At 61.5% G+C, this 10,682-nt stretch carries 5 protein-coding genes; 2 read left to right on the top strand and 3 right to left on the bottom strand.

What is annotated here, in order from left to right:
- Together DL891_RS16280 and DL891_RS16275 are read left to right on the top strand one after the other, a co-directional pair.
- Positions 1–3,855, top strand: a 3,855-nt coding sequence (locus DL891_RS16280; RefSeq protein WP_157962578.1) for a LamG-like jellyroll fold domain-containing protein, incomplete at its 5' end; no start/stop codon positions are given.
- A gap of 219 nt (positions 3,856–4,074) precedes the next feature.
- Complete coding sequence (locus DL891_RS16275) at positions 4,075–5,400, top strand: glycerophosphodiester phosphodiesterase family protein (RefSeq protein ID WP_111721547.1); 1,326 nt, start codon at positions 4,075–4,077, stop codon at positions 5,398–5,400.
- Positions 5,401–5,443: 43 nt separating this feature from the next.
- Here the strand turns inward: DL891_RS16275 and DL891_RS16270 are convergent, their stop codons facing one another.
- The 3 genes from DL891_RS16270 to DL891_RS16260 form a co-directional block, all read right to left on the bottom strand.
- Positions 5,444–6,985 carry a sugar transferase gene (locus tag DL891_RS16270; RefSeq protein WP_232819233.1) on the bottom strand — a complete coding sequence of 514 codons (1,542 nt, stop codon included), beginning with the start codon at positions 6,983–6,985 and terminating at the stop codon, positions 5,444–5,446.
- Positions 6,986–7,304: 319 nt separating this feature from the next.
- Complete coding sequence (locus DL891_RS16265; protein ID WP_111721546.1) at positions 7,305–8,654, bottom strand: phenylacetate--CoA ligase family protein; 1,350 nt, start codon at positions 8,652–8,654, stop codon at positions 7,305–7,307.
- Positions 8,655–8,864: 210 nt separating this feature from the next.
- Positions 8,865–10,682, bottom strand: a 1,818-nt coding sequence (locus DL891_RS16260) for a cell wall-binding repeat-containing protein (protein ID WP_198668963.1), incomplete at its 5' end; no start/stop codon positions are given.

The raw sequence follows: 10,682 nt of genomic DNA, 5'->3' as shown, positions 1-10,682 counted from the left end.
ACGTCCGGGCTCAACGGTCTGGCACAGAACGGTGTGACCTACGACGCCGCAGGTGCCATCGCCGGTGACAGCAGCGCCACCGGGGTCTTCAACGGGTCCACCTCTTATATCTGGAACGACCAGTTGAGGCCGGCCCCGGACACCTACACGATCGAGACGTGGATCAAGACCGACACCACGCAGGGCGGCAAGATCGTCGGCTACGGCAGCGGTCGACCGAACACCGGCACCCAGGCGACAAACCTGAGCGGCAATTACGACCGGCACCTCTACATGGACAATTCCGGGCGTCTCAACTTCGGCGTCTGGACCGGAAGCGCCCAACTTTTGCGCTCCTCGGCTCAATACAACGACAACCAGTGGCACCACATCGTCGCGACGCAGGGGTCGGCAGGGCTTGCGTTGTATGTTGACGGGGTCAAAGTCGGCCAGAACTCCGCTGCCGCGGGGCAACCGTACTGGGGCGTCTGGCACGTGGGCGGAGACCAACTCAATGGCTGGCCGAACAAGCCCTCAAGCAACTTCTTCAAGGGTCAGATTGATGAGACCGCGATCTATCCGACACCGTTGACAGCTCGTCAGGTGATCGAACACTACCAACTGGGCGGAGGATCGGTAGCAGTCAACCCTGTTCCGTCCGATGCCTACGGCGCAGCCGTGTTCAATGCCAATCCAGACCTCTATTGGCGGTTGGACGAGACGAGCGGCGCGATCGCCCGTGACTCCTCCTTTTTCGGGCAGAACAACGGCGCGTTCGGCAACCAGGTGTTGCTGAATCAGCCGGCACTGGTGGCCAACGGCAAATCCGTCACCCTGCCGGGTTCGTCGGATGGCACCGTCGGACAGGCGCAATCGGTTGCCTCTCCGGCCGTCTTCAGTGCTGAGGCATGGTTCAAAACAGACGCCGCAACTGGCGGGAAGATCGTTGGATTCGAGAACTCCCAGACCGGCAACGGTAACAGTTACGACAAACAGATCTATATGACCGATGCGGGATCGCTGAAGTTCGGGGTCTACACCGGTTCGGCGGTGACGCTCACGGCACCGGGTGATTACAGTGATGGCACCTGGCATCACGTTCTCGGCTCACAGGACGCATCCGGGATGAAGCTGTACGTCGATGGAGTGCTCGTCGACAGCAATGCGGTTACAGTGAATCAGTCGTACGCCGGATACTGGCGAGCGGGCGGCGGAAACCTGAACAGCTGGCCGGAGGCGCCGTCAAACTTCTACTTCACCGGACAGGTGGACGAGGTGGCGATTTACCCGAACGCACTGAGCGGCAGCGCCGTGGCCGAACACTACGCCTTGGGCGTCAACGACCAGGTTGCGCCCAGCACGCCCCAGAACGTCACTGCCACTGTTAGTGGCAACGATGTGCTGGTCGCATGGGACGCCTCGACCGACAATGTCGCTGTGGCGAACTATGTGGTCTATCGCGGCAGCAACGCCGGCTTCGTCGTGGGCGAAACCAATAAGATCGCTGAAGTTCCCGGTATTGCCTTTACGGACACCACCGCCCCAGTCGGCACCACGTACTACAAGGTGGTCGCGGTGGACACGTCTGGCAATCGGTCGGCAGCCTCAGCCGGGGCATCCGTGACAGTTGTCGACGGGCAGGCGCCGTCGGTACCGTCTGCGGTGACGGCAACGGTTTCTGGCAGCGCCGCGACCGTGGGTTGGACGGCCTCGACGGATAACGTCGCGGTGACCGGGTACACGGTGTACCGGGGTGCGACGGCGGCGTTCGTGCCCGGTGCGGGCACAAAGGTCGCGGATGTGACCGGGACCTCGTATGTGGACTCGGGCCTGGCGGCGGGAACCTATTACTACAAGGTGACCGCGGTTGATGCCGCTGGAAACGTCAGTGCCGGATCTGCCGCGGCGGAAGCGGTGATCGAAGCAGCGCCACCTGTTGACACGGAAGCGCCGTCGGTACCGTCTGCGGTGACGGCGACGGTTTCTGGCAGCGCCGCGACCGTGGGTTGGACGGCGTCGACGGATAACGTCGCGGTGACCGGGTACACGGTGTACCGGGGTGCGACGGCGGCGTTCGTGCCCGGTGCGGGCACGAAGGTCGCGGATGTGACCGGGACCTCGTATGTGGACTCGGGCCTGGCGGCGGGAACCTATTACTACAAGGTGACCGCGGTTGATGCCGCTGGAAACGTCAGTGCCGGATCTGCCGCGGCGGAAGCGGTTGTGGCGGGACCCCCGGGAGAACCGGTGGTGCTGACCGTGGGAGCGACCGCTGACGCGATGGTCTACCAGGTGAACCCGAACTCGAACTACGGCTCGAACAACCAACTCTCATCGCGAGGCGGAAGTTCCCAGATCTCCTCCTACCTGTCGTTCAATCTGCCGGACGCACCCGCGGGAATGGTCCTCACCCAGGCGAGACTGCAACTGCGCACATCAACCGATTCAACAGCCGCGTCCGCTGACACGCACACGATCAACCTGGTGTCTGGGGCATGGTCGGAGAACACGGTCACATGGAACAACCGGCCGACGCCGATCGGCGACCAGCTGGGTGCGTTGGCAGGCGCACCCGCACTGAATACGAACTATTCCATCACCCTGGACGCAGCCAGGTTGCGAGCGCTGACCGGACAACAGTCGCTGGCCCTGGTCAGTGGCGGTAACGACAACTTGCGTACCTGGTCGCGAGAGGCCGCGAACTCGACCTATCGACCGGTGCTCACCCTCACCTATGAGGGGGGCAGCGTGCCCGTCGATACGCAGGCTCCCTCGATACCGGCTGGCGTCTCGACGTCAGTGTCCGGGAGCACGGCCACGGTCACGTGGACTGCCTCAACGGACAACGTCGGGGTGACCGGTTACACGGTATACCGGGGAACTGATTCGGCTTTCGTCGCCAACGCGGCGTCGAAGAGGGCGGATGTGGCGGGAACCTCGTATGCAGATACTGGGTTGGCTGCGGGAACCTACTATTACCGGGTGATCGCGAAGGATGCCGCCGGGAACCTCAGCGGGGCCTCCGCGGCAGTGGCTGCCACAGTCGACTCGCCGCCGCCGCCGGACAGTGAATCGCCCACCGTTCCAACCGGTGTCGCAACCGCGGTATCGGGCGCGAACGTCACGGTCACGTGGACTGCCTCAACGGACAACGTCGGGGTGACCGGCTACACGGTCTACCGGGGAACTGATTCGGCTTTCGTCGCCAACGCGGCCTCGAAGAGGGCGGATGTGGCGGGAACCTCGTATGCAGATACCGGGTTGGCAGCGGGAACCTACTATTACCGGGTGATCGCGAAGGATGCCGCCGGGAACCTCAGCGGGGCCTCCGCGGCAGCGGCTGCGACGATTACTGCTCCGCCGCCTGCGCCGGTCGTGCTGACGCTGAACCCCACCGGCGATGCCATGGTGTACCAGGCCAATCCGACCACCAATTACGGAACCAACAATCAGTTGTCGTCGCGCGGAGGAAGCGGACAGATCTCGTCCTATCTTGCCTTCGACCTGCCGGCAGCACCTGCTGGGCTCGTTCTGACGGGCGCGACGCTGATGCTTCGGACCTCGACTGATTCGACTGCGGGCTCCACAGACATGCACGCGATCAACCTCGTTTCTGGTGGCTGGAACGAGGGGGCCATCACCTGGAATAACCGTCCCACCGCGTTGGGGAGCAAACTGGGTGAGATCACCGGGGCAACAACGCTGAACGCTCCGCAGACGATTAATCTGACAACGGCGCAACTCAAGGATCTGCTCGGTTCTGGAATCTCAATGGCCTTGACGAGCACGGGCAACGATAATCTGAGACTGTGGTCGAACGACGCAGGAAACCCGACGTACCGGCCGTTACTCACTCTCACCTTTACCCAGCAGTAGCCCGCTATAGGGGAGCCAGTGAAAGCATTCTCTGACGGCCCAATACCATCCGACAATCGGTTGCTATTGGGCCGTCGGCATTTTCTTGGGCTGGGCATTTCCGCTCTCGTCCTGTCGGCGTGCCAATCGACGTCGAAACCGCCGGTCGTGCAGTCGACTCAGCCAGCGACGCCACAAATCGGGCCGTCTCCATCGAGCCCGGTTCAGTCGCGCCGTCAGGTGGCGAGTACGATCGCCGGACTGCTGGCCCTTTCTCCTTTCTATATCGCCCACCGCGGCTCCGGCGACAACTGGGCCGAACACACGATGGATGCATACACGCATTCGGTGGACCTGGGTGCTCGAGCAATCGAAATCTCGGTCAACGCCACCAAGGACGGAATGCTCGTATGCCATCACGACACCACCATGGAGCGCACGAGCGGAAAGTCGATTGACATCGCCGACATGACCTGGGCGGAATTGTCGGCGCTGCGCATCGACGCACGGGAGTGGCTGGGACCGTCGGCCGCACTCCAGCCGATCCCGTTGCTATCAGATGTTCTCCAGGCGTTCGCGGCCACGCAGGTGGTTTTTGTCGAGGACAAACAGGGGACGAATACTGCCGCGTTACTCGATGCGATGGACGCCACCCCGGCCGCTGGCGCACAACTCGTCTGGAAACAGTGGGCAGGGGCCGGGCAGTACAAGGCCGCGGCCGAACGGGGGTTCCAGACCTGGGGCTACCTCACGCCCGACATCGTCGACCGGGCAGCAGACTACGCAGATCGATTCGACCTTCTCGGCGTGCATCATTCGGCCACGGATGAACAGGTCCGAGCGGTCGTTTCGCTTGGTAAGCCAGTAATCGCCTGGGAAATCCATTTTCGCTGGCAGCGCGACAGGATGCGATCCCTCGGAGTGGCCGGAATGATGTGCTCGAATATCCCCTATGTGGAAGGGTTGCTCCCGGCGGCTACGTCCGACCAATTTCCGTCAGGGCTACGAGCCGCCGGAGACCTGCCGTGGACGATCGACGCAGGCTGGGCGGCGCAGCCTGCCCTAAACGCGCGTCGCGCCACGATCAGGTTGGCGCGACCCGAGGTGCAGAGCTACCTGATGGGGTCGATGTGCCCGGTGACGAAGGGGACATACGAGCTGCATGCTGAATTCGGTTGGCCCGATGCGCTTCCCGCGTCGGAACAGCACGTGGGGTTGGCCTTCGCCGTCGCAGACGATCGCACCTATCGGGTCACGATTCCGGGGGAATCTGCCGGCTACCATGCCATTCTGCGCGCTGACGGCCAGCTCGAACTGTATCGCAGAGAATCCCATGTCGCATCTGGAACGTTGCTGGGGCGTGTGTCGACCGCCGAACCGCACATCGGAGAGTGGATCAGCCTCACGATCACGGTTTCTTCAGCCCAGATCGCGGTTAAACGTACTGGCGAGTCCACATGGTCCGTTCAATCAAGCGACACGAGCTACCGCGGGGGGTACATCTGGTTGTGCAAGAACTATGCTGACGGGCCGCCTGTAGAGTTTCGACGTATTCGCATCACTTGACTGGTGAGCCGGAGGTCGGGCTCCCGAACGCCTCTGTCGACGTTCAGTACGCTCCGGCGGGCTTGAGAACCACCTTCACGGTGCGCCACAACAACATGAGGTCTCCTGTGAGGGACCAGTTCTCCACGTAGTACAGGTCGAGCTTCACGCTCTGCTCCCAATCGAGATCGGAACGACCGCTCACCTGCCACAGACCGGTGAGCCCTGGCTTGATATAGAGTCTCCGCTTCACGTGGCTCTCATATCCCTCCACCTCGTTGGGAAGCGGCGGCCTGGGTCCGACAAGACTCATGTCTCCAACCAAGATGTTCCACAGCTGCGGCAACTCATCCAGGGAGTATTTGCGCAAAGTTTTTCCGAGCCTGGTGACTCTCGGGTCGTCCTTCATTTTGAAGAGGACGCCTGCGCCCTCATTCTGCGCCTTCAAAGCGACCAAAGCAGATTCGGCATCAGGGATCATCGAACGAAACTTGAGCATTTTGAATTCGGCCCCGTTCTGGCCCACCCGCTTTTGTTTGAAGAGCACGGGCCCAGGGCTGTCCAACTTGATGAGCGCTGCGATAACGAGCACGACCGGCGCGAGTATCATCAGGGCGAGACCCGACAACAATGCGTCGAAACCGCGTTTCAGGATGTGCTTCGTGCCTTCGAACTGCGGAAGGTCGACATGAATGAGAGGGAGGCCCTCGACAGGGCGGAAGTGAATCCTGGGCCCCGCCACGTCGGTGAGGCAGGTCGCGAGGACCAGCTCGACTGCGGAGCCTTCGAGGCGCCAGCCGAGGGTGCGGATATAGTCACTTCCGCCTTGCGGGGTTCCAGCCACGATCACCGTGTCAGCGCCCAAGCGGGTGACAGCATCCGCCACTTTTTCCATCGTGGCAACGATCGGTACGCCGGAGACGGTTGCTGAGGCGGAAACCGCGCGCCCATCCGGTACGGCCACCCCCACCACGTTGAATGCGGCCCATGGCTTTGAAGCCAGTTGTCCTAGAACGTGGGCGATGTCGCGCGCATCTCCCACAACGACGGCTCGGGACAGGTAATGGCCGACGAGTCTTTTCTTGTTGAGCCAACGCCTCCACAGCCATCGTCCAGCCAGGAGGCCCAGCATTCCACACGGAAGGGCGAGAACGAAAAAACCTCGAGCAATGTCCACATTGAAGATCACGAAGAACACCGCAAGAACTCCGAATGTGATGACGCTGGAAGTGAAGACGCGTTTGTATTCGGTGGGGCCTATTCCGAATACCTTCACATCGCGGGTTCGGGATAGCCCGAGCGCGCAGATCCATGTGACGAGAATGAGTCCAGAGATGAGTGCATACTCGCGAAGCAGCTGATCGCTGTGGGCGGTCAACGAGTCGAATCCGAACCGGGCGATGAAAGCAAGAGCCACAGACGCGCTGATGATCAGGGTGTCGGTGACTCGGAGTATCGCCTGGTAGCGCCTCGTCCAGGCCCGGCCGGAGGAAACCCGTTCCTGTTCGATCGCTCTGGTGCGCGGTCGCGCAGGAGTACTTGGCGCATGTGTCGGCGAGCCCCAGCCGACAAGCGGCAGTCGCAGATCATGTCGAAGCTGGCTCACAAGAGATCACCCGCCATGTTCTGGCGCGGGCGCTCAAGCGGGCTCAGGCTGAGGCGGAGCTGGCCATCGGGTGTTCTATCTGTGGTGAAGCGTGCGCAATAGGGAAATCGGCACGCAATTTGCGTATCCATCGGGTTGATCCTGCAATTCGGGTTGGCAGGTGTTCGGGTTTGTTGTCATCCATGTGGCGAATTGATCTCACGTCTCGGGAAAGACTCGCTGCTTGGTAGTCAGGTTGACCAAAAGCCACATATGCGACAACCACTAGGCTACCGTAGTTAGGCCCCCGAACGCGTTACCCCTAAATGGGGGGGTGACTTTACGCGCTTTGCGCTGTGGGCGGCGCGACATCGCTCGTGATGTACCTAATCTTTCCTCCTTCGTGAGGGATTGTGGTGACGACCTCCAGCTGGATCGGAACAGCCCCCTTCACGATTTCACGCATTTGCTGGATGACCGTGTCGATTGAGTCGCGTGCATCCGGTGCGGGCCCGGGAATGCAACGCACAATGATTGAGTAGTCGGCACTTTGATGCACCTGAAACTGTTTGACAGAACCGACTGCCTTGCTGAATATTTGGGCGAGGGCTTCTCCCGCAATCACCTGCCCATCAGGAAGATGCGCAGCTTCCGTTACACGACCCAACACGCTCTGGATGCGGGGGAGGGAAATCCCGCAGGCACAAGGTCCGTCGATTGTGGATGTGCGATCTCCGAGACGATACCTGATGAGTGGAAACACGCGATTGGTGAGGTCGGTGACGACGACCTCTCCGAGAATCCCAGAAGCGGATGGTGCTCCAGATGGGTCGACTACTTCAATCTTTCGCACATCGGCGAATGTGTGCAAGCCGTTGCGCTCCGCGCATTCGCCCGCAAGCCAGGGAACTTCTGCGCAACGGTAGTGATCATAGACCGGCGCGTGGAAGCACTCTTCGATTTCTGATCGTAGGTTCCAAGTCATCGGCGCGGCGGTAACGGCAATAGCGAGCGGCGGTGAAATTGAAATTCCGTTAGAAGAAAGGTAACGAGCAAGTTCGACGATCCCACCCACATAACCAATCAGAACGGAAGGTTTGGTCCTATTCCATTCAGCAAGAAAAGCATCGATGTGCGCTGTGTCCATGCGTGAAGCGTCGAGTTGAAACCTCTTTGACGGCCACCATTTGCGATCGTAGCGGCTTGCCTCTCGTGTGGTGCGGAGTAGGCGGTATACAAGGGCGATGTCTTGGGACGGGTCCAGTCCCCACCATCTGAAGAGCCTCCATTCCAGAACGCGCGCGGGAAACCTGAGGTCATGCAGGAGTTTCAGCGGTTCTCCGGTGCTCCCCCCGGTACTGGCCGGCTTGGAATTGTGCGGGGTTGCTTCTGCGGTGTGGAATAGTTCAGGGTTCTCTCGAATATCGTTCTTTTCCACGATAGGAAGTTCAGCGAAGGCCGCGGGATCCTGGAGGTCTTTGAGGGTGAAACCAGCGGCAGTATACTTTTCGCGGTAAAAGTGGGTGTTCTCCATCGCGAAACTCGCCTGCTCGGTTGCCCGTCGACTCTGTCGCAGAAGCAGTTCTTCTGCGCTGAGGGTTTCGGCTCTCTGGAGCGCCCGCGAGATCGTCATGCTGGGTCGTAATACAGTCGCGGTCTTAAGGTTGAAGGCGGCTTGTTTCAAGGTCATCGGAGTGCCTGCGACAATTCAACGCAGGTTAGCCACGAGCGAGTGTGCGCAGACCGAGCCTGATGAGGAATAACTTACTCCGGGAGGGGTTAAGTTGTCTACGAATTTTTTCTGACGTCGGGCGTTTGAGCGCTCCGCGCCCACCGTGGACGCGGGCCCCGCTGTCCTCATTAGGCGGACCAGTCGGTGCGGCTCGGGCGTAGCCGAATGTCACGTGCAGGCGGTCAGCGACTCAACCTTCGCGTCTACCACTGCGGAGCCTCCGAATAGGATGATCTTGGTTGCCCCGATTCGTTCGATGCCGGTGAGGGCGCTGGCTGGCACACAGTTGGGGTGTGCCAGGTACAGCGGTGCCCCCGTCTTGCCTGCCAGCGCGGCACCGACCAAGGCGTCGGCGTAGCCGGAACCGCTGGCCAGGTACGCGGTCGAATTCTTGGTGAAAGCGTCCAGGTTGATCTTTGCCGCCGTCGCGTACCTGTCGGTACCGAACAACCGTTGCACATTACCAGCCCCCAGTTGGCTCTTCAGCGCTGACTGGATGCCGGACGAGACAATCGCCGTACCACCGGCGATCTTCGCGGTCTTGACGCCAAGGTCTTTTACCAGCTTGGTTGTCGCGGCGTCGAGTGACGTGTTCTTTCCGGGAACCAGAATCACCGGCCCGTTGAAGTGGGCTGCCGCCGGGGCTGCCGCCAACGCATCGGGGAAGTCCATCCCGGTCGTGATGTAGGCAGTGTTCGCGCCGGTGCCGAACGCGTCGCGGGCCACAGCCTGGGACGTCGCATAGCGGTCGGTGCCGGCGAGACGCTGCACCGGGGCGATGTCCTTCAACGTACTGACCTGCGCGTCGGTGATAGCTCCGGCCCCGCCGATGACGATGATCTTCTTCGGCTTGAGTCGTTGGAGCTCGGTCTTGACATCGCCGGGAAGTGACTTCAGGGTGGTCAGGAGCACGGGGGCGCCGAAGTTCGCGGCGGCCGGAGCTGCGCTGAGCGCATCCGCGTAGCTCAGCCCGTTCGCCAGGTAGACGCGGTCGACTCCCGGAGTATAGGCGTGGGCGACCTGTATCGCTGTCTCGAACCGGTCAACGCCGACCAGCCGAGCCACCGAGACCTTCGCTTTCGCGACGGCCTTGGTGGCTGCGGAGGTCGCCAGGGTGGTCACGTAGCCGGTTTGCTTTCCGGTGTACGTGATGGTGAGAGTCTTGCCCGCATCAGCGGCGGTAGGAGTGTAGCTGGTGCCGGTGGCGCCGCTGATTGCGGTGCCGTTCGCCGCCCACTGGTAAGTGAAAGCCGGTGATGCGGGCACCCAGGTGCCGGGAGCACTGGTGAGTTTGATGCCGACCTGCGCGGTGCCGCGGATCGTGGGCGAGCCGGCAACCATTTTGAGAAGTGGCCCGGGGGGTATGACGGTGCGTCCACCCAGTCGATAGTGCTCCGCGACCTGCCGCGCCGTCAACGGTAGCTGGTAGATTGCAGTCTCGTCGATCTGCCCCTGGAAGAATTTGCTCGCCGGCACATTGGGCCACACACTGCTGAGTTGGTCTCCCCCAATGTGCCAGACGCCCCAATAGGGCTGGCCCGCCGTTGTCGGGTTCTGGCCCACAGCGGCGCCGTCAATGTAGAGCACCATTCCGCTCGGGCTCTGGGTGGCAACAATGTGGTGCCATTGGTTGTCGTTGTACTGGCCAGAGGAACGGATTGCTTGCGCTGACTCCGCCCAGACCCCGAATGTGATCCGGCCGGTGTTGTCCATATACACCTGCCGGTCGTAGGTGCCGCTCAGGTTTGTCGCCTGGGTGCCGGTGTTCGGTCGACCGTTGCCGTAGCCGACGATCTTGCCGCCCTGGGTGGTGTCGGTCTTGATCCACGTCTCGATCGTGTAGGTGTCCGGGGCCGGCTTCAACTGGTCGTTCCAGATATAAGAGGTGGACCCGTTGAAGACCCCGGTGGCGCTGCTGTCACCGGCGATGGCACCTGCGGCGTCGTAGGTCACACCGTTCTGTGCCAGACCGTTGAGCCCGGACGT

Origin of the sequence: Homoserinimonas sp. OAct 916 (genome assembly GCF_003260275.1) — a bacterium.
Lineage (GTDB): Bacteria > Actinomycetota > Actinomycetes > Actinomycetales > Microbacteriaceae > OACT-916.
This window is presented reverse-complemented; position numbering and strand designations above follow the sequence as displayed.

Excerpts from the sequence above, each read along its gene's own strand:
- DL891_RS16265 (WP_111721546.1), bottom strand. The coding sequence starts at position 8,654 with ATGACCTTGAAACAAGCCGCCTTCAACCTTAAGACCGCGACTGTATTA.